An 18,998-nucleotide genomic window follows, 5' to 3' on the forward strand; every position below is an offset into this window, starting at 1 on the left:
TTCGCTGGCAAGCCAGCTCCTACGGTGGTTGTTCATTGCACGATCTGTGTAGCCGGCTAGCGGGCAAATAAAAAGGGGCGACCATCACGGTCGCCCCTTTTTTATTTGCCGCTGCGGTTCAAGCCAGGTCTACCAGCACGATTTCGCTGTCTTGCACGGCGCTCACCCGCAGCACCCGCTCATCTTCGATTGCAACACCGTCTCGAGCTTCGGCACGCAAGCCGTTGATCTCGATCACCCCGGTCGCCGGCACCAGATAGGCTCGACGCCCTGCGTCCAGGTGATACTCGGCGGTTTCCCCGGCCTTCAGGTTGGCCGCCACCAGCCGTGCATCGGCGCGAATACGCAAGCTTTCCTCATCGCCATCCTTGCCGCTGGCCAGGGTCACGAACCCTTCGCGCAACCCCTTGGGAAAAGGCTTGGCGCCCCAAGACGGCGCGGAGCCGGCCTGGTTGGGAATGATCCAGATCTGGAAGATCTTGGTCGGCGTGGCTTCCAGGTTGTATTCGCTGTGGGCGATCCCGGTCCCCGCGCTCATCACCTGCACGTCACCGGCTTCGGTGCGTCCCTTGTTGCCCAGGTTGTCCTGGTGGCTGATGGCGCCTTCGCGAACGTAGGTGATGATTTCCATGTCCCGGTGCGGATGCTGGGGGAAGCCGGTGCCGGGAGCGATTACGTCATCGTTCCACACCCGCAGGTTGCCCCAGTGCATGCGCTTGGGGTCATGGTACTCGGCGAAGGAAAAGTGGTGATGGGCATCCAGCCAGCCGTGGTGAGCGCCACCCAGGGAGCTGAAAGGTCTGAGTTCAAGCATGATCGTCTCCTCAAAAGGGCTCGTAATGGCTCGTTGGACCCGGGCCAAAAAACGATAACCGTTGGTTGATGGCGTGCATCTTCCATCAGCTATTGATCGATAAAAAGCGCAAAAAATGCCGTAATCCAATCGTAAAATTAGATGGTTTTTTTGTCGCAGAGCTGGTGTTAAACCTTCGGTTCATCGCTTAAGTTAATGACCCGCAAGCAATTCGCTGGATACCGTGAAAAAATCCGGCGACCATTACCGCTCAGTCTCATCCCCTGGAGTCCGCGTGTCGCAACACAGCCCCGATCTGCCCCCCGATCTTTTGCCCCTGGCTCAGATGCCCCTGTTGAAGCGCTTGGCGGCGCGGTTTTTCGGCCATGGCCTGAATCGTCTGCGGGCTCAGCATCGCGCCTCCTGGTTGCACGGTCAGGCCGACGGCTTTCGCAGCGGGCACACGGCAGGCGTGGAATACGGCTACCAGGAGGGACGGCTCGAAGGGCTGGAGGAAGGGCGTCAGGTGCTGCTGATTCGCGACAGTCGCAACACCGAGCACCGGCCGCCGGGGGTGGATGACCGGCTGTTCGACGACTGGCGCCTGCCGCTGAGCGCCGAGTTGAAAAAACGCTTCAAGGCCGATGTCTCCCGGTTGCTGGCGCCGCAGTCCCAGCCAAGCGCCGCCCAATGGAAGATGATTTTCAGCGACACGCCTGCCACTGCAGTGATTGCCGGGGCCGGGGCGGGCAAGTCGACTTCTTTAGTATTGCGCCTGCTTTTGCTCAATCACTACCTGGGATTCGAGCTGGATTCCATGACCGTAGTGACTTTCACCCGGGAGTCACGCAAGGATTTCATCAATAAGCTGGTGCAGGTCTTTGCCCTGTGGGGCCGGGCGCTCAGCCCCCGGGAAGCCCGGGATCTGGTGCGCACCTTCCATTCGCGGATCTTGCCCATGGTGCGCAGTCTGCCGGGGTTCGAACGCCTTCAGGCCTTCGAGAACCTCAGTGAGCGGGTGCAGGGTGCCGAAGACGAGGTGGACAGCAACCCCTTCGACCTGCGAATCAACGATGCCCAGCGCAAGCACCTCAATGCCTGCTACCAGGCGCTGTACCGCAGCGACGAACGCTTCCGCCTGGCGCTCAAGCCCTTGCTGCGCCACGCCTTGCAGCTCAAGGAACTGGAGCGCGATCACCCCGATGTACAGAAGCGCGTGGCGGTCACCGAGCTGGCGGCCAAGCGTGATGAGGAGCTCTGCGACACCGTGGAAGACCTGTGGTTTCGTGCCGGGGCCTGGCCGATCAAGGGCATCGAGCCTCAGCGCCAGAGCTTTGAAATCAACGGATCGACCTTCCATTGCCATGGCTATGCCGCTGAGCTGGATGCCTGGGTGGTACTGGGCTTCGACCCGCGGGAGAACCCGCAGATCAGTCGGCCCGGAGCCAAGCTGACGGTGCGGGCGGAGTGGGCGGTAAAGCGCACCCTATTTCAAGCTTTCTGTCGTAAGCCATTGATTTGGTTGGATAGTTACGAATCATCCAAGCGAGCTTTGGGGGCCTTTTCTGCCGAGGTCAGTGCCGGCCCGGGCTTCGACTACAAGGTCAAGGGCGAGCTGGCTTCGGCGCCGTTGCTGGATTGTTTTGTTGCCGCCGCCGGTTTTATCGAGAACCTGGGGCTGGATGTGGGCGACGCGGTCGGCAACATGAGCTTTGCCCAGGATGATCCGGACCGATTCTTCTTCGAGGCCTTGAGCCTGTTCTGGCGAGCCCTTGAAGACCACTTGCTGGATCAGTCGCCGCCGATCATGAGCTACAACCGGATGTTCGCCCTGTTCAGCGAGCGCTCCCCGGAAAACTTCAAGCTGCTTAGCGACAGTTGCCTGAGGCCGATGTCGCATCTGATGATCGACGAGTTTCAAGACGTTTCGCCGCAGATCGTGTCTTGGATCAAGGCCAGTCTCAGGGAGATTCGCAGCCGTGGCGCGGCCCTGCACGTGGGGCGTGGAGCCCAGCATTCTTCCTTGCTCTGTGTGGGCGATGACTGGCAATCGATCTACGGCTGGCGCGGCAGTTCGCCGAAGTACTTTATCGAGTTCAACAAGGAGTTCCCGTCCCCGGGCACCAATCGAGTCATGCTCAGCGAGAACTACCGCAGTCACCAGCATGTGATCGATGCGGCGGAGCATATTGTTCGCGCAGCCCCGGCGATTGCCGGGAAGAAGGCCAAGGCCAGTGGCGAGGCCAAGGACCTATGGCCGGTGCAGGTACTGGATCGTGACGATCAGGGCCTGGCCCAGCGCCTGGCAGAGCACTATCGGCAGGGTGATTCAATCTTGATGCTGTTTCGAAAAACTAGCGATAAGTTATTGATAGAAGAGCATATTTCACAAATAGTTAATGTTGATTCTAGCTTGCCTCCAGCGGCTCGTCGGCTCAAGCAACTCACCTATCACAGTGCCAAGGGCTTGCAGGCGGACGCGGTGTTCCTGCTGGGAGATTGCCAGCACCTGAGCAGCTCGCCCTACAAGAATCAGGTGTATCGCATGGCCGGCCTGGGCAAAGATGGCGACGCCGAACCCTACGACAGCGCGCAGAAGGACGAGATCCTGCGCCTGGCTTATGTGGGGATCACTCGGGCGGCCAAGCACTGCTACTGGTACGTCGATCGCCAGGAGGCGGCGGCGGGCAATGCGCCCAAGGCTTCGGACCGGGTGCCCCGAGACAAGCCATATTTCCGCGACCTGCGGCAGTGAGGACGAAAAAAGCCCGCCGGTCAGGCGGGCTTCGGTCGATGGGGCCTGGCGTCAGGCCTTGAGTGTCAGGGACGGAGCAAAGGCCTCCAGTTCATCTTCCACCGCCTCGATTATTCGTTCGACATCCGCGGCGCTCATCACCGTGGCACAGGGAATGCCGGCGATGGCGATCATGGTTTCGCCGCTGGCACGGTCGAAGAGCCGGGCGATCATGCTGCCTGGCGCATCCATGCTGGCCTCGAAGCCCAGGGGATGAAAATGCCAGCGCATCAGCTGGCAGGCGTTGGGAAAGGTGACTTTGCTGGCCCAGACTCTGTTCATCGGTGGCCCACCTTGATTCATTGAGCGCTTCCTTGTGCTCGCGGTAGGAACGATCGGCTCGTCAATGACCCGATCAGTCAAGGGTTTAAAAATAGCACCGGCTTGTGACCGCTCGCAGTTTTTTTGCCCACCGTCCGGCGGTTCACTCGCAGATTTTTGATGCACGTCATGTATTCGCCCAAATGGGGCTAGATAACCCGGGTCCTTGGCTGAAGGACGGTCATTGATGCCTCTGCCGAAGTTCGGCAAGCTGCGCTTTTTTGGCTGTTCGAGATCCTTATGACTGCCCCTGACGACGGGCCTCTGCAAACCCAGGCCACTGGTGAAACCGTGATGCGTTATCACCTGTGCTGGAAGCACCGCGACCTCGATGGCGTGATGGCGCTTTACCATCCGCAAATCCAGTACAACGACTTTTTCCAGAATCGCACCCTGGGCCTCGCTGAGCTGCGGGAATACGTGCGTGTGAGCATGCCCCGCGCGCCCGATGAGGCCCTGGAGCACTGTGATCGCATTCGCCTGGATGGCAACACGGCCTTTATCCAGTATCAGGTGACCCTGCGGGGTGGCCAGGGCCTGGTGTCGTTCCGCTCCAGTGAAGCGATTACCGTGCGCGACGGCCTGATTTGGCGGGTCAATGAATATGCGTCCCTGGTGCGTGAACCGGCGCCGGACAGCTCCTCGGCCAGCCTGCGCCCGGCGGTCAGCCGCCTGGGACTGTCGCCGCGCCAGTTGAGTTTCATGGCCGAGGACTTGCAGCAGTACTTCCAGCGCCAGCAGCCTTACCTCGATCCGCAACTGGACCTGCAGCGGGTCGCCCGGGAGTGCGGCTACAGCCGCAATCAGATTTCCTACCTGCTCAATCAGGTGCTGGGCCAAAGCTTCTACCGCTATGTGAACCAGGCGCGCCTGCAGCATGTGCTGGCGGCCCTGGACCAGGCCGCGCCGCCGCTACGGGTCGACGAACTGGCCTTTGCGGCCGGGTTCAATTCCCTGTCGGCGTTCTACAGCTGTTTTCGCCAGCACACCGGGCAGTCGCCCAAGGCTTATGCCAAGCAAATTTCTTTGCGTGCACGCGCGCAAGACAGCCCCTGAAGACAGGGACTAGGATCGCCGCATTCGAAGTTCGGATTGCGGAGTGCTTGCATGCCAGCTTGGCGCAGTATCAGTTTGTGGATGGACCAGTTGGACGAGCCGCTGTTGCCGCGCCCGTCCCTTGAGCAAGACCTTGATCTGGACGTGGCGATCATTGGCGCCGGTTACACCGGGCTGTGGACGGCCTATTACCTCAAGCGCCAAGCGCCGCAGCTCAAGGTGGCGGTGATCGAGGCCCAGACCGCAGGTTTCGGTGCCTCGGGGCGCAATGGCGGCTGGCTGATGGGTAATCTGCTGGGAGAAGACCGCCTGCTGGCAGGGCTGTCGCCGGAGCAGCGTCGAGCCTCTTTCGACCTGCTGCATGGCATTCCCGATGAAGTGGCCAACGTCATCGAACGGGAAGGCATCGACTGCGATTACCGCAAAGGCGGGGTGCTGTATTGCGCGGCCCGCTATCCCGAGCAGGAAACCAGCCTGCGCCAGTACCTGGACAAGCTCTACGCCCAGGGCCTGAACCAGGACGATTACCGCTGGCTGAACCCCGAGCAACTGGCTCAGCAGTTGCGGGTGGCCAACGCCTATGGCGCTATCTATGCCCCCCATTGCGCCACCATCCAACCGGCCAAGCTGGTGCGCGGGCTGGCGCGTGCGGTGGAGCGCCTGGGGGTGAACATTTACGAGAACAGCCCGGTGACCCATTGGCAGGCCGGCAGCCTGCAGACCCGCCACGCTGCGGTGCGCAGCCGCTGGATAGTGCCGGCGGTGGAGGGGTACTCAGTGACCTTGCCGCCCCTGGGTCGTTATCAGTTGCCGGTGCAAAGCCTGCTGGTAGCCACCGAGCCCCTGCCGGAATCGACCTGGGACGAAATCGGTCTGAACCAGGGCCAGGCCTTCAGCGAAAGCAGTCGCCAGGTCACTTACGGTCAGCGCTCCATGGATAACCGCCTGGTGTTTGGTGCCCGGGGTGGATATCAGTTCGCCAGCAAGCTGCGCCACGATTTCGACCTGAGTCGGGACGAGGTGGAGCTGCGTCGCTACCTGTTCGGCGAGCTGTTCCCGCAATTGAAGAATGTGCGCATCACCCATTCCTGGGGCGGCAACCTGGGCATGTCCCGGCACTTCATGCCGCACATGCTGTGTGACCGGCGCAAGGGCATCGCCTTGTCCGGTGGCTACGGCGGCGAGGGCGTCGGCGCCAGCAATCTGGGTGGCCGGACCCTGGCCGACCTGATTCTGCAGCAGGACAGCCCGCTGGTCCGCCAACCCTGGGTGTTGGCGCAAAGCGGCCTCGACGCCCTGCGGGTCTGGGAACCTGAACCCTGCCGCTGGCTGGGCTACAACGCGATCATTCGCAGCTTTGTCCATGAAGACCAGACCCTGGCCAACCCGGCTTCGCCTGCGTGGCGGCGGCGTCTGGCCAGCCGGGTCGCCGGGTTCATGGAAGGTTTCATGCACTGAGTCGGGTTTCTTGCACCGAACGATGTCCGTTCGTTTTTTCAACCAAAGGTAGAGCCATGAGCATCACGCAATTCAAGCACACCGCCACGGTCACCCTGGACGAGTCGGCGCCGGTCGCCGTACCCCTGGGGACGCCCGTGGCCGTGACATCGGTGACTGCCGTCGAACGCAACGACGGGGTCGAAACCGGGATCTGGGAATGTACTCCGGGGCGCTGGCGGCGGCAGATCGTCGCCCAGGAGTTCTGTCATTTCATCCAGGGCCGCTGCACCTTCACGCCCGACCATGGCGAGCCCCTGCACATAGAAGCCGGCGATGCACTGATGTTGCCGGCCAACAGCACCGGCATCTGGGATATCCAGGAAACGGTGCGCAAGACCTACGTCTTGATTTTCTGATCCCTTGATTGCCTGCCAATAACAAAACCAGCCACAGGTATCGACTCATGATCCGCAAGACTTGCACTTTGCTGTTACTCAGCCCCTTGTTCCTGGGCGCTTCTCTGGCCCAGGCCGCCGACACGGTCAAGATCTACAACTGGTCGGACTACATTGCCCCGGACACCACCAAGCAGTTCCAGAAGGAAACCGGGACAGGTTTCACCTATGACGTCTACGACAGCAACGAGACCCTGGACGGCAAGCTGATGACCGGTAAATCCGGTTACGACGTGGTGTTCCCCTCCAACCATTTCATGGCGCGGCAGATCCAGGGCGGGGCGTTGAAGAAGCTCGACAAGAGCCAGTTGCCCAACTGGAAAAACCTCAACCCGGCGTTGCTCAAAGCGCTGGAGGTCAATGACCCGGGCAACCAGCACGGTTTTCCGTACCTGTGGGGCAGCACCGGGATTGGCTACAACGTGGCCAAGATCAAGGAAGTGCTGGGGGATGACGCACCGCTGGACTCCTGGGACCTGATCTTCAAGCCCGAGTACATGCAGAAGCTGCAGAAGTGCGGCGTAGCGATTCTCGACAACGGCCCCGAACTGATTCCCACAGCCTTGAATTACCTGGGGCTGCCACACCACAGCAAGAACCCGGCGGACTACAAGAAAGCCGAGGCGCTGCTGATGACGGTCCGGCCTTATGTCAGCTACTTCCATTCGTCGAAGTACACCAGCGACCTGGCCAACGGCAATATCTGCGTGGCGGTGGGGTTTTCCGGGGACATCCTGCAAGCGGAGAGCCGGGCCAGGGAAGCGAAGAACGGGGTGGAGATCGGCTATTCGATTCCCAAGGAAGGCTCGCCGATCTGGTTCGACATGGTGGCCATGCCTGTGGACGCACCGGATGAGAAGGCCGGGTATGCCTTCATGAACTACCTGCTGCGCCCGGACGTAATGGCCAACATCAGCAACTACGTGCATTACGCCAATGGCAACCAGCAAGCCGATGGTCTTGTCGACCCGGCGATCAAGAGCGACACCAAGGTTTACCCGAGCCCGGCCATGATGGACAAGTTGTTTGCCCTGGAAGCCATGCCGCTGGACATCGACCGGGTCCGCACCCGCTTGTGGAACAAGATCCGCAGCGGCAACTGATCCCCATCCCCACAAGCTGCGTAGGAGCCGGCTTGCCGGCGAAGAGGCCTCAGAGACAAGCACCGCCCTTGAGGACGCCTTCGCTGGCAAGCTAGCTCCTACGAGAACGGGATGTATCAACGAATCAGCCCCGCCGATTTTTGTAGGAGCCGGCTTGCCGGCGTATAGGCCTCAGAGGCGAGCACTGCCCTTGAGGACGCCTTCGCTGGCAAGCCAGCGCCTACAACTGGCTGTTTTCCGGGAGCAGGGCACCGCCGTCCACTATCAGGGTCTGGCCGGTGATGTAGCCGGCCTGTGGCGAGGCCAGGAACAGCATGGCGTAAGCAATGTCCTCAGGCGTTCCCAGGCGCCCAAGGGGAATGCCCCTGGCCAGGGTCGCGGCGTCGCCGAGGTTGTCCATGGCTTGGGTGGCGATAAGCCCCGGCTCGACGCCGTTGACGGTGATTCCATACTCCGCCAGTTCCAGTGCCGCTGCGCGAATGAAGCCATTGACCCCCGCCTTGGACGCCGCGTAGTGGGCCAGTCCGGGAATTGCCGTGCGTGGGCCGGTCACCGATGAGGTGACGACGATCCGCGGTGCTCGGGCCCGGCGTAGCGCCGGCAAGGCTGCCTGGGTCAGCCAGAAGCAGCTTTTCAGATTCACCGCCAAGGTGCTGTCGAGGGTCTGCTCCTCAAGCTCGGCCAGCTTCTGCAGCGGAAAGATCCCGGCGTTGTGCAGCAGCAGGTCCAGGCCGCCAAAGGCGTCCAAGGTCGCCGCTACCGCCTGTTCGGCGGCTGCCCGGGTGCCGAGGTCCAGGGTCAGCAGCTCCGCTGTTCCGCCAGCCTGACGAATCAGGCGTTGGGTTTCGGCACCTGACGCAGCGCTGCGGGTGGCCAGCATGACCTTGGCGCCCCCGGCGGCGAACACCTGAGCGATCGCCCGGCCAATGCCCTGGCCCGAGCCGGTGACCAGGGCGATGCGCCCGCGGTCATCCTGGCTCATGGCTGGGCTCCTGGCAGGACCTGGGCCAGGCACTGGTCCAGCAGCCGATTGTGCAGGTCGACCTGCGCCTCGCTGGTGGCCGGACACATCAGGGCCATGTTGTGGAATGGTGTCAACAGCACCCCGCGATTGAGCAGGTACAGGTGCAGGTACGCCTCGATCAGAGCATGGCGGGCATGGTGGGCTTCGCCACCGTTACGCGGGGCCTGCTGCATGAACAGGTATTCGACCCGGGCACCGATGCGGGTCACATGCCAGGGCAAGCCGTGCTTGCCAATGATGCTGTCGACGCCGGCTCGCAGGCGCTCCGCGAGCAGGAACATGCGTGCGTAGTTTTCATCGTTCATCACTTCGCTGAAGGTGGCGCGCATGGCGGCCATTTGCAGGGCGTTGCCGGCCAGGGTTCCACCGAAGCCGAAGTGGTTGATCGCCTGGCCCGGCTGGAAATGCGGCAGTACCCGCCAGATCCGTTCGGCCATGGCCTGGCTGCAGCCCCAGACAGCCGTGGGAATGCCCCCGGCGATGGATTTTCCCAGGACGAAGAAGTCCGGCTGCAAGCCCTGTTCGCCGCAATAGCCCCCCGGTCCACAGGACAGGGTATGGGTTTCGTCAATGATCAGCGGTACGTCATAGCGCTGGGTCAACTGCCGCAAGCCGTCATGGAAACCCGGGGCCGGAGGCACCATGCCGACGTTGGTCATGAAGGGTTCGGTCAGCACCGCGGCCACGTCGCCATGGGCCAGCGCCGCCTCCAGGGCCGGCAGGTCGTTGAACTCCACCAGTCGGGTGGTGGAGGCGTGCTGCAAGCCGTTGGCGTGCACGCCGTCTCGGGGAATCATCTGCCCCTGGGCGTCGAATTCCACCTGGGATTCGTCGACGCTGCCGTGGTAGTTGCAGTTGAACACCAGGACCTTCTGCCGTCCGGTGATCATCCGGCACAGGCGCAGGACAAAGCGGTTGGCATCGGTGGCTGAAGTGGTGACCTGCCAATAGGGCAGACCAAAGCGCCGGCTCAGTTCCTTACCGACCCACAGGCTGTCGGCGGTGGGCAGCATCAGCGTCGAGCCATGCAGTGCCTGTTCGGCAATGGCTGCGGCTACCGCCGGCTGGGCATGGCCGAACATGGCGCCGGTGTCGCCCAGGGCAAAGTCCACGTACTCGCGGCCGTCGCAATCGGTGAGGGTCGCACCACGGGCATCCGCCACCATGATCGGGTAGGCGCCGGGCCATTGCTGCATCCAGTGCAACGGCGCGCCGTACAGCCAGTGCTTGAGGTTTTCCTGATAGAAGGCGCCGGAGCGCGGGTGTTGCTCGACAAACAGCTGCAGTTCGGACTGATAGCAGCTGGCGACGCGTTGCAGATCAAGGCCCAGAGTCATGGAAGTATCCTGTGAAAAGCGCTGCCGGCTGGCGCTAGGACAAGCCGGCAGCGGTGCGGAATCAGGGGTGTTGGGTTCGGTTGAGGACCTGGGCCAGGGCGCCCACCGGGAAGTTGGCGGCATGGCTGAAGTCTGCACCCTGGTAGCCGAATATCTTGCCTTCGCTACGCCCGGCCTTGAGGTCGATCAGCACCAGGCCCAGGGTCGGGACGATCTTCTCGCGCCAGACAAACAGGTACAGCTGCTCGGCGATCTTGTAGTAGTGACAGCGGTCGGTGTCCGCCAGGCCTTGCTCGACACCCCTGAGGCACTGCCAGCTATAGAAGTTGGCATTCAGGTAGATGTGCTCGTAGGCCTCGCTGGCGCTGTAGACATACTGGTTGCGCAGGCCGATCAGTTCGGCGGTGGGTGCATGTCGCGCAGTCTCGGCCGTGGGCAAGGCATCGATTGCGCCGTGGAGGAACTGCGCCTTGACCGAGGTCAGCTCGTCGCCGGCCAGCGCCCGGCTGAACAGGTCGACGCCGCATTCGGCCTGGCTCGGCATCTGGCCGATCACGGCGGTGAAGCACTGGCGCTCAAGATCGAGGATCAGGCTTACCGAATGGGACTGGCCTTGCTCCCGCTTGAGAAAGTCCACCAGGTAGATACCGGGGCGTATCGAAGTGGCGCGATAGGGCAGGTCGTCACTGGCGGGCTGGCCGAGGCTGTTCCAGCGCAGGGTGTCGACAGCGAAGTGGTGTTCGATCTGCCAGCCGTTGTCGAAGTGCAGGGTCAAGGTGCGACCGGACAGATCATCCACCCCCGCAAGGATGTGATTGTCGTCTGCAAAACCGTCCGCCAGGGCGCCGACGGTGATCCACTCAGGTTGCTGATTCATGGCAAGGCTCTTGTCCAGGAGAGGAGAACCCCATGTTCTGCCTGGGCGCCGATGCCGCCCATCAACCAAATGGTTGAGCCGGTGGCCCTTTATAAGAACAGCGCGCTTACCAGCTCCGTGCGATTGCCGACCCCGACCTTGCGAAACAGGTTGATCAGGTGGGTCTTGACCGTGGGCAGCCCCAGGTCCAGGCGTCTGGCGATGCTCTTGTTGTCGGCGCCATCGCGCAGCAGCCAGGCAATCTCCCGTTCCCTGGGAGTGAGGTTGGCCAGACGTTCGTCGACCTGGGAGTAGGGCGCCAGGGCAGCGATTTCCAACAGGCCCTGCAAGGCATGCAGGGTGCCCAGTTCGTCGACGCTGAAATGCCCCAGGGCATTGTCCCGCAGCAACGACAGGCCGGCGATGGGGCGTTCACCGTCACAGGCAAGAATTTCCACTACATCCAGTACCCCGTGACGTTGCAGGAACCCCTGGTAGACCTCGGTTGCATGACGGCCCTGCTGGGCCATGCCCATGTGCAGCGACAGCACCGGGCGCCCGGCGGCGGCGCAGTTGCGTGGCTGCAACGGGTCGTAGTGGCGGTAGCGTTGCAAATAGGCCTGGTGCATCTGCTCGGGCATGCGGTACAGCGAGAAGTCCCGGGCCTGCAGGTTCGGATCGATGCGGTAGAAAGCGCAGAGGGTGGCGGGTACCACCCGGGTAAAGGCGGCGATGCAGCGTTGCCCCAGTTCATGGGCCCCGGGCAAGGAAGTGGGCGCAATCATCGGATAGCTCCTGGCTGCCGGCTGGGCAGTGGCTCGGGTGGTTGGGGGCTGCGACGGGTGGCGCTGTCCGTGTCAGGGCGAGTGAAAACCAGGAGCGAGGCGCCTGGCAAGCAGGGATGCAGCACAGGCTGCGGTCGCTGTTTGATTGACCGCAGCCGGTTGCAACGATCAGCGCTGGGCCTTGCTCAACCCCTCGGCGAGGGCATCGACTATGGCATCCACCTGGGGCTGCTGGATCACCAAGGGCGGCGAGAGAATGATCTTGGTGCCCACCGGGCGCACCATGACGCCATTGTCCCGGGCAATCTGTGCCACCTGATTGGCATAGCCGCTCATGGGGTCGATGGGTTCGCGGGTGCTCTTGTCCGCCACCAGATCCAGGGCCAGCATCAAGCCCTGGCCCCGCACTTCACCGACGGTGTCGAAGCGCTCGACGAAGGGCCTCAGCTTGTCCAGCATGTAGTCGCCCATCTTCGCCGCGTTGGCCGGCAGGTCTTCCTTGACCACGATGTCCAGGCAGGCCAGGGCAGCAGCGCAGGCCACCGGGTGCCCGGAGTAGGTGTAGCCGTGCATGATGGCGCCGGTGAAGTTGGCGTTTTTCTCGAAGGCGGCCTCGATCCGCCGGTTGACCACTGTCGCGCCCAGGGGGATGTAGCCTGAGGTGATGCCCTTGGCCAGGCACATGATGTCGGGTTTGACTCCCCACAGGCGGCTGCCGAACATCGAGCCGCTGCGGCCGAAGCCGGTGACCACCTCGTCGGCGATCAGCAGGACGCCGTACTTGTCGCAGACTTCGCGGATCAGCGGCCAGTAGTTGGCCGGTGGCACTATCACGCCGCCGGCGCCCTGGATCGGCTCGGCAATGAAGGCGGCCACGGTGTCCGGGCTCTGGAACTGGATCTCCCGTTCCAGCAGGTCGGCGCAGATCTTGCCCAGCTCTTGCGGGTCCTGGCTGTAGGGGTTGCGGTACAGCCAGGGCGTATCGATGTGGTAGCAGCCGGGCAGCAGGGGCTCGTAGTTGCGCCGGAACACCGTGTTGCCGTTGACCGAGGCGCCACCGAAGTGGGTGCCGTGGTAGCCCTGGCGCAGGGAAATGAACTTGGTGCGGTCGGCCTGGCCTTCGAGCTTCCAGTACTGGCGGGCCAGCTTCAGGGCACTTTCGATGGCATCCGAACCGCCGGAACTGAAGGACACCCGGCACATGTCCTCGGGCTCCAGCAGGTTCATCAGCACCCGGGACAGCTCTTCGGCACGAGGGTGGCTGACCCCATCGAACAGCTGGAAATACTCCAGCTCATCGAGCTGGGCGGTGATGGCCGCTTTCACTTCCTTGCGGTTGTGGCCGACGTTGACGTTCCACAGCCCGGCGACGCCATCCACCAGCTGGTGGCCCTTGTCGTCATAGACATAGCAACCATCGCCGCGGACGATGCGGATCGGTTCGCGTTGCTTCATTTCGTTGGGGTGCAGCATGGGGTGCCAGAAACGGCTTGCTTGGCTCACGTTGAGTCTCCTGAAAACGCACGGACAGCGTGGAGCTATTAGTGCGTCATTTGCGGGCTCCTGGCTTGCCTCTGTGTGCCAGGACATTTGACCCAGGCTGCCAGTGGCGACTTGGCGGGTATCGCTGGCGGCCATTGGCAGGGGCTGGCTTGCCAGCGAGGGCGTCCGTGCAGGCGGCGCAAGGCTTGCGGGCCTGTGCGCCGGCAAGCCGGCTCCTACGGCCAGCCCAGGCGCCGCTGGCGCTGGCAGCCAGGGCCAAGTTTTGCGGCAGCCAGGATCAAGACGGCATCCGACTTTGGGCTCAAAGTCCACCTCGAACAAGGTCTACCTGCGAGGAATCAAGATGAGCGTTGCCATCGACCCACGTGTCGCTGCATTCATAGACAGTCAGCACGGCCTGCTGATTGACGGTCTCAGCCAGCCCGCGCTCTGCGGAGCACGGATGCCGGTGTACAACCCCGCCAGTGGCGAGCAGTTGACCCAGGTTGCCGCCGCCGCCCAGGCCGATGTGGATCTGGCGGTGGGGGCCGCGCGCCGGGCCTTCGAAGGCAGCTGGAAGGCGTTGCGTCCCGCCGATCGCGAGCGCCTGCTGTTGAAGCTGGCGGATCTGCTGGAAGCCAATGGCGAGGAACTGGCGCAGTTGGAGACTCTCAACAACGGTCAGTCGATCCATCTGGCCCGGGCCCTGGAGGTGGGGGCGGCGGCGGAGTTCACCCGCTACATGGCCGGCTGGGCCACCAAGATCGAAGGCAAGAGCCTGGATGTGTCCATCGCGGCGGTACCGGGGGCACAGTACCGGGCTTATACGGTGCCGGAACCGGTGGGCGTGGTGGGAGCCATTGTGCCGTGGAATTTCCCATTGCTGATGGCCATCTGGAAAATCGTCCCGGCCCTGGCTTGCGGCTGTACCGTGGTACTCAAGCCCGCCGACGAGACTCCGCTCACCGCGCTGCGCCTCGGCCAGCTTTGCCTGGAAGCGGGGATCGCCCCCGGCGTGGTCAACGTGGTGACCGGCAGTGGAGCCCAGGCCGGTGCCGCGCTGGCCGCCCATCCGGGAATCGACAAGCTGGCGTTCACCGGTTCGACCCAGGTCGGCAAGCTGATCGGCCACGCGGCGGTGGACAACATGACGCGCTTTTCCCTGGAACTGGGTGGCAAGTCGCCGGTGATCGTCCTCGACGACTGCGACCCGCAGACTGCTGCCGCTGGGGCGGCCGGGGCCATCTTCTTCAATCAGGGACAGGTCTGCACGGCGGGCTCGCGGCTGTATGTCCAGCGCGGGATCTACACCCAGGTGCTGGAGCGCCTGGTGGCCATTGCCGAGTCCTTGCGCATTGGCCCGGGGTTGGACGAGCAGGCACAGATCAATCCGCTGATTTCTGCCAAACAGCAAAAGCGCGTGCTGCAGATGGTCCAGCGTGGGGTCGAGGAGGGCGCCAAGGTGCTCTGCGGCGGAGTTGCCCATGGTGAGCAGGGCTTTTATGTCCGTCCCACGGTGGTGGCCAACGTCAACGCCAACCTGCAGCTGGTGCGCGAGGAGATTTTCGGCCCGGTGGTGGTCGCGACGCCTTTCGATTCTCTGGAGGAAGTGGTGGCCCTGGCCAATGACAACCAGTACGGGCTGGGTGCAAGTATCTGGTCCAACGATCTGAGTCAGGTCATGCAACTGATTCCCCAGATCAAGGCCGGCACCGTTTGGGTCAACACCCACAACATGCTGGATCCGTCGATGCCCTTCGGCGGTTACAAGCAATCGGGCATGGGCCGCGAGATGGGCCATGCGGCCATCGAGGCCTATACCGAGAACAAATCGGTGTGCATCGCTTATTGAGCACGCCCCACGCAGACGCCTTTGCCGGCCAGCCGGTTGACTGTAGAGCCGGCTGGCCGGCGAAGAGGCCCCCAGAACAGGCGTCATTCTCATGGACGTCTTCGCTGGCAAGCCAGCGCCTGCAGGGCGTGAACATGATTTCAGCTGCGTCAGACAGCCAAGCTCTGCGCCCTTGCCGGGCGTGCCCTTGAAATGCCTAGAACAACAATCATCAACCCATGCTTTCGAGGTTTACCATCATGTCGCTCAACGACAGACTCAAGCACCACCTGGATCAGGGCGTGGTCGGCTTTCCCACCGCGCTGGCCAGTGCCGTGGGCCTGATCATGGCCAGCCCGGTGATCCTGACGGCCACCACCGGATTCGGTATCGGTGGTGAAGCGTTCGCCGCGGCGATGGTGATCGCCCTGCTGATGATGCTGGCGCAATCCACCACCTTCGCCGAAGCGGCCTGCCTGTTGCCCACCAATGGCTCGGTCTATGACTACCTGGCCTGTGGCCTGGGTCGTTTCTTCGCCATCACCGGGACCTTGTCCGCCTACCTGATCGTGCATGTGTTTGCCGGGACGGCGGAAACCATTCTCAGCGGCGTCATGGCCCTGGTGAATTTCGAATCCCTCAATACCCTGCTGGAACAGAGCGGCAGCGCCTGGTTGGTGGGGGTCGGGTTGGTAGTGTTCTTCGGCCTGCTCAACGCGGTGGGCATCACCGCCTTCAGTCGTGCCGAGGTGATCCTGACCTTCGGCATGTGGACCACCCTGATCATCTTTGGCGTGCTTGGGATCATCAAGGCCCCGGCTGTGGAGCTCGATGGCTGGTTCGGCGCGTCAATGGTGGGGACCGACCTGACGACCATCCTGTCCCTGGTGGGCATGGCCATGTTCATGTTCGTCGGCTGCGAGTTCGTCACCCCCCTGACCCCGGATGTACGCAAGGCCGCGAGGACCATTCCCCGGGCCATGGCCCTGGGGCTGGTAGGCGTCGCGGTGTGCATGTTCATCTACGGCGCGGCCATGAAGCGCCAGGTGGAAAACATTGCCCTGAGTGAGGATGGCAGCGTGCATTTGCTGGATACGCCCATGGCCATCCCGCATTTCGCCGAGCAGATCATGGGGCCGTTCGGCCGTATCTGGCTGGGGATCGGCCTGCTGTTTGCCGGTGCCGCGACTATCAACACGTTGATGGCCGGCCTGCCGCGAATTCTCTATGGCATGGCCCTGGACGGGGCATTACCCAAGGTTTTCACCTACCTGCACCCGCGCTTCAAGACACCGCTGCTGTGCATCGCCGTGGCGGTCCTGATTCCCTGCCTGCATGCCTGGTGGCTGGGCGGCAGCACCGACAGCATCATGCACCTGGTGCTGGCGGCGGTCTGTGCCTGGAGCACCGCCTACCTGCTGGTCACCTTGTCGGTGGTGATGTTGCGCATTCGCCGGCCGGATTTGCCGCGGGCTTATAAATCGCCATGGTTTCCGTTGCCGCAGATCCTGTCTTCGGTGGGGATTGTCCTGGGCATGTGGTTCATCACTCCCCCCGGGATGAATCCACGGGATATCTATGTGCCCTTCGGCAGCATGTTGGGCCTGACCGCAATCTACGCGCTGGTCTGGACCCTGCTGGTACAGAAGGTCAATCCGTTTCGTCCGGTGCCGGTGGAGGAGGTGCTGGAACAGGCGCTGAGCCTGTCGCCGGATGAAGTACCAAGCCCTCGGGAGAACCTGTCTGATGAATCTTTCAAGCTGGCGACAAAACCTCTTTGAATTCTGGCACCGGGCACCTTCGGGCTATCGCCCGGGGGTCACCCTGGGTCAGGTGCGGCGGGATCTGGCGGGCCTGGATTTCACCCCTCGCTCTGCTGGGCTGGGTGTTTTCCACTGCCCGCAAAGCGCTCTGGAGTTCGAAGTGCGGGAGCGTCCCCAGGCGCAGTTCCTGATGCATATCGTGGTTTGTGAGTGGCGTCTGCGGGTGCCCTGCGAGCGTCCCGGGCAAGCGCGGATCGGCCTGCGCCACACCGGGGCGATTCGTCGACAGGGCGTCGCCGCGCGATTGCTTGCGGGGGAGGCAGAGCAATGGGCGCCCTTGCTGCAGAAGCTGTGCAGCGATCAGTCGTTGCTGGAGCGGCTGCTGCCGCTGGACTTCAAGCACCTTGAGCTGTGGCGGGATGAGCAGGGCTGGCAAGTGCGCCTTGAACACTTTGGCGCCAGCGAGGTGGTCAATCGTTTACCGGGGTTCAGGCGCTACATCCGCTTGAGTGTCCAACAGCGGGCGGCGCTGTTGGGCAGCTTCACTGAGTTGTACAAGCTTCTACGAGAATTCTGACCGACATAACCGCAAGCACTGGCATACACCCTGCTTAAGCCATAACAGACTATCCATGCTGTCAGGCTCCTTGCCTGGCAAATAGATAACATGTTAATGATATCGCCATAACAACAAAGGCGGTCTGAACCGGCTTATGGAGGTGCACAGTGCTTGCTTCGCATAGTTTCAGTTCCTGGGTAGGTGCCCTGCAGGGTGTCTGCGGTCGATTCGACGCGCGCCCGGCGCGCAATCCCGCCTTGTTTATCGGTGAAGTGGGTCTACAGGATTATGCCGGGCTGGAGGTGGCGCAGATCCGCACCAATGCCGGGCTGATCTCCCGTCAGAGCACCAAGGTCGACCATGAGGACGATCGCCATTGTTTCCTGATCATCCAGCGCAGTGGCCACGCTCGCCTGAGCCAGGATGGTGAGAGCATTGAGCTGGCTCCCGGCGACATGGCGTTGCTGGATTCGGCCGGTGCCTGTGAAATCGTGCCCCACGGCCTGATCGAGCACGCCTCGTTCCACCTGAGCCGGGAAGAGGTTTACCGGCATCTGCAGACCCCGCAGCGCAAGTTCGGCAAGTTGTCGCAAAACTGCGCCAGTGGTCGCCTGATGCGTTTGCTGGTGGAGCAGATCTGCGCCGGCGATCTGCAGGGGTGTGCGGCGCAGCAGGAGGGGCAGGCCCTGCAAGAGGCCCTGATCGCCTTGCTTGGGCCGACCCTGCGTCAGACGGCCAGCACCCTGGATGGCTTTGACGAGAACCTGCATGGTCAATGCCTGCGTGATCAGGCTCGGCAACTGATCAATCAATCCCTCAATGAGCCGGGCCTGACCCCGGTATCCCTGGCCGGGCAGTTGAATATTTCGGTGCGCCAGCTGTACCGACTGTTTGAGGAGCAGGGCGACAGCGTGTGTCGCTTCATCCAGCGCTCCCGGCTCAAGCGCAGCGCGGCGGACCTGAGCAACCCGCAGCTGCGCAACGAATCCATCACCGATATCGCCTTCAAGTGGGGCTTTACCGATTCGGCGCATTTCAGCCGGACATTCAAGAAGCACTTCGAACAGTCGCCCCGTGACTTCCGCGCCCGCTCCCTGAACGCCTAGGCGCCGGAGTTTCGCATCGCCCTCAAAAACGGCAATGCTGGCTACGTAGGAGCCGGCTTGCCGGCGAAGGGGCCCTTTGGTTTTGCGTTGCCCTTGAGGACGCCTTAGCTGGCTGTGTAGGAGCCGGCTTGCCGGCGAAGAGGCCCTTGAGTTTTGCGTTGTCCTTGAGGACGCCTTCGCTGGCAAGCCAGCTCCTACGGCAAGCAGGCAAGCAGGCAAGCAGGCAAGTAGGCAAGCAGGCAAGCAGGCAAGTAGGCTGGCAAGACCGCAAGACCGCGAAAAGACCGTCAACA

The 18,998-nt window shown here is 62.6% G+C and carries 16 protein-coding genes; 9 read left to right on the plus strand and 7 right to left on the minus strand.

The window, feature by feature from the left end:
- Positions 1–118: 118 nt before the first annotated feature.
- Entirely contained in the window at positions 119–814 is a 696-nt protein-coding gene (locus WIN67_RS14750; protein WP_102879465.1) for a pirin family protein, read from the minus strand.
- Between the two features lie 274 nt (positions 815–1,088).
- Between WIN67_RS14750 and WIN67_RS14755 the strand changes: the two genes are divergently transcribed.
- A complete protein-coding gene (locus tag WIN67_RS14755) occupies positions 1,089–3,548 on the plus strand; it encodes a UvrD-helicase domain-containing protein (RefSeq protein WP_339071569.1) in 2,460 nt (819 codons plus the stop codon).
- 51 nt (positions 3,549–3,599) lie between these two features.
- On the opposite strand, the gene WIN67_RS14760 is transcribed toward WIN67_RS14755, so the two are convergent.
- Positions 3,600–3,869, minus strand: coding sequence for a DUF1652 domain-containing protein (locus tag WIN67_RS14760; protein ID WP_102865161.1), 270 nt, complete (start codon positions 3,867–3,869; stop codon positions 3,600–3,602).
- Positions 3,870–4,148: 279 nt separating this feature from the next.
- Here WIN67_RS14760 and WIN67_RS14765 point away from each other — a divergent pair, with 279 nt between their 5' ends.
- The 4 genes from WIN67_RS14765 to WIN67_RS14780 are packed head-to-tail and all read left to right on the plus strand — an operon-like array spanning position 4,149 to position 7,962.
- A complete protein-coding gene (locus WIN67_RS14765; RefSeq protein ID WP_102879463.1) occupies positions 4,149–4,964 on the plus strand; it encodes a helix-turn-helix domain-containing protein in 816 nt (271 codons plus the stop codon).
- 51 nt (positions 4,965–5,015) lie between these two features.
- A complete protein-coding gene (locus WIN67_RS14770) occupies positions 5,016–6,422 on the plus strand; it encodes an NAD(P)/FAD-dependent oxidoreductase (RefSeq protein WP_267269998.1) in 1,407 nt (468 codons plus the stop codon).
- Positions 6,423–6,478: 56 nt separating this feature from the next.
- Positions 6,479–6,820 carry a cupin domain-containing protein gene (locus WIN67_RS14775; RefSeq protein ID WP_102865158.1) on the plus strand — a complete coding sequence of 114 codons (342 nt, stop codon included), beginning with the start codon at positions 6,479–6,481 and terminating at the stop codon, positions 6,818–6,820.
- Positions 6,821–6,867: 47 nt separating this feature from the next.
- On the plus strand, positions 6,868–7,962 hold the full coding sequence (locus tag WIN67_RS14780; RefSeq protein WP_339071571.1) for a polyamine ABC transporter substrate-binding protein: 1,095 nt from the start codon (positions 6,868–6,870) through the stop codon (positions 7,960–7,962).
- Between the two features lie 220 nt (positions 7,963–8,182).
- On the opposite strand, the gene WIN67_RS14785 is transcribed toward WIN67_RS14780, so the two are convergent.
- The 5 genes from WIN67_RS14785 to WIN67_RS14805 all read right to left on the minus strand — a co-directional run bounded on the left by WIN67_RS14785 (position 8,183) and on the right by WIN67_RS14805 (position 13,467).
- Entirely contained in the window at positions 8,183–8,944 is a 762-nt protein-coding gene (locus WIN67_RS14785) for an SDR family oxidoreductase (protein WP_339071572.1), read from the minus strand.
- A complete protein-coding gene (locus tag WIN67_RS14790) occupies positions 8,941–10,323 on the minus strand; it encodes an aspartate aminotransferase family protein (protein ID WP_296410904.1) in 1,383 nt (460 codons plus the stop codon). Before WIN67_RS14790 ends, WIN67_RS14785 begins: the two co-directional genes overlap by 4 nt.
- Positions 10,324–10,384: 61 nt before the next feature.
- Complete coding sequence (locus WIN67_RS14795) at positions 10,385–11,200, minus strand: molybdenum cofactor biosynthesis F family protein (RefSeq protein WP_339071573.1); 816 nt, start codon at positions 11,198–11,200, stop codon at positions 10,385–10,387.
- 89 nt (positions 11,201–11,289) lie between these two features.
- A complete protein-coding gene (locus WIN67_RS14800) occupies positions 11,290–11,964 on the minus strand; it encodes a helix-turn-helix transcriptional regulator (RefSeq protein ID WP_123390991.1) in 675 nt (224 codons plus the stop codon).
- Positions 11,965–12,132: 168 nt separating this feature from the next.
- Positions 12,133–13,467, minus strand: coding sequence for an aspartate aminotransferase family protein (locus WIN67_RS14805; protein ID WP_102879456.1), 1,335 nt, complete (start codon positions 13,465–13,467; stop codon positions 12,133–12,135).
- Between the two features lie 343 nt (positions 13,468–13,810).
- Here WIN67_RS14805 and WIN67_RS14810 point away from each other — a divergent pair, with 343 nt between their 5' ends.
- The 4 genes from WIN67_RS14810 (at position 13,811) to feaR (ending at position 18,705) form a co-directional block, all read left to right on the plus strand.
- Complete coding sequence (locus WIN67_RS14810; RefSeq protein WP_123390987.1) at positions 13,811–15,298, plus strand: aldehyde dehydrogenase family protein; 1,488 nt, start codon at positions 13,811–13,813, stop codon at positions 15,296–15,298.
- Positions 15,299–15,537: 239 nt separating this feature from the next.
- Entirely contained in the window at positions 15,538–17,058 is a 1,521-nt protein-coding gene (locus tag WIN67_RS14815; protein WP_339071577.1) for an APC family permease, read from the plus strand.
- On the plus strand, positions 17,024–17,617 hold the full coding sequence (locus WIN67_RS14820) for a DUF3156 family protein (RefSeq protein ID WP_267270005.1): 594 nt from the start codon (positions 17,024–17,026) through the stop codon (positions 17,615–17,617). The genes WIN67_RS14815 and WIN67_RS14820 overlap by 35 nt, the downstream gene beginning before the upstream one ends.
- A 149-nt stretch (positions 17,618–17,766) precedes the next feature.
- A complete protein-coding gene (gene feaR / locus WIN67_RS14825; protein WP_339071580.1) occupies positions 17,767–18,705 on the plus strand; it encodes a transcriptional regulator FeaR in 939 nt (312 codons plus the stop codon).
- Positions 18,706–18,998 lie beyond the last annotated feature (293 nt).

The sequence above is a fragment of the Pseudomonas idahonensis genome, assembly GCF_037903935.1.
Taxonomy (GTDB): Bacteria; Pseudomonadota; Gammaproteobacteria; order Pseudomonadales; family Pseudomonadaceae; genus Aquipseudomonas; species Aquipseudomonas danubii.

Bases quoted from the DNA above. Each gene is read 5' to 3' on its own strand.
- WIN67_RS14750 (WP_102879465.1), bottom strand. From the start codon at position 814: ATGCTTGAACTCAGACCTTTCAGCTCCCTGGGTGGCGCTCACCACGGC.
- WIN67_RS14760 (WP_102865161.1), bottom strand. From the start codon at position 3,869: ATGAACAGAGTCTGGGCCAGCAAAGTCACCTTTCCCAACGCCTGCCAG.
- WIN67_RS14765 (WP_102879463.1), top strand. From the start codon at position 4,149: ATGACTGCCCCTGACGACGGGCCTCTGCAAACCCAGGCCACTGGTGAA.
- WIN67_RS14770 (WP_267269998.1), top strand. From the start codon at position 5,016: ATGCCAGCTTGGCGCAGTATCAGTTTGTGGATGGACCAGTTGGACGAG.
- WIN67_RS14775 (WP_102865158.1), top strand. From the start codon at position 6,479: ATGAGCATCACGCAATTCAAGCACACCGCCACGGTCACCCTGGACGAG.
- WIN67_RS14780 (WP_339071571.1), top strand. From the start codon at position 6,868: ATGATCCGCAAGACTTGCACTTTGCTGTTACTCAGCCCCTTGTTCCTG.
- WIN67_RS14785 (WP_339071572.1), bottom strand. From the start codon at position 8,944: ATGAGCCAGGATGACCGCGGGCGCATCGCCCTGGTCACCGGCTCGGGC.
- WIN67_RS14790 (WP_296410904.1), bottom strand. From the start codon at position 10,323: ATGACTCTGGGCCTTGATCTGCAACGCGTCGCCAGCTGCTATCAGTCC.
- WIN67_RS14795 (WP_339071573.1), bottom strand. From the start codon at position 11,200: ATGAATCAGCAACCTGAGTGGATCACCGTCGGCGCCCTGGCGGACGGT.
- WIN67_RS14800 (WP_123390991.1), bottom strand. From the start codon at position 11,964: ATGATTGCGCCCACTTCCTTGCCCGGGGCCCATGAACTGGGGCAACGC.
- WIN67_RS14810 (WP_123390987.1), top strand. From the start codon at position 13,811: ATGAGCGTTGCCATCGACCCACGTGTCGCTGCATTCATAGACAGTCAG.
- WIN67_RS14815 (WP_339071577.1), top strand. From the start codon at position 15,538: ATGTCGCTCAACGACAGACTCAAGCACCACCTGGATCAGGGCGTGGTC.
- WIN67_RS14820 (WP_267270005.1), top strand. From the start codon at position 17,024: ATGAATCTTTCAAGCTGGCGACAAAACCTCTTTGAATTCTGGCACCGG.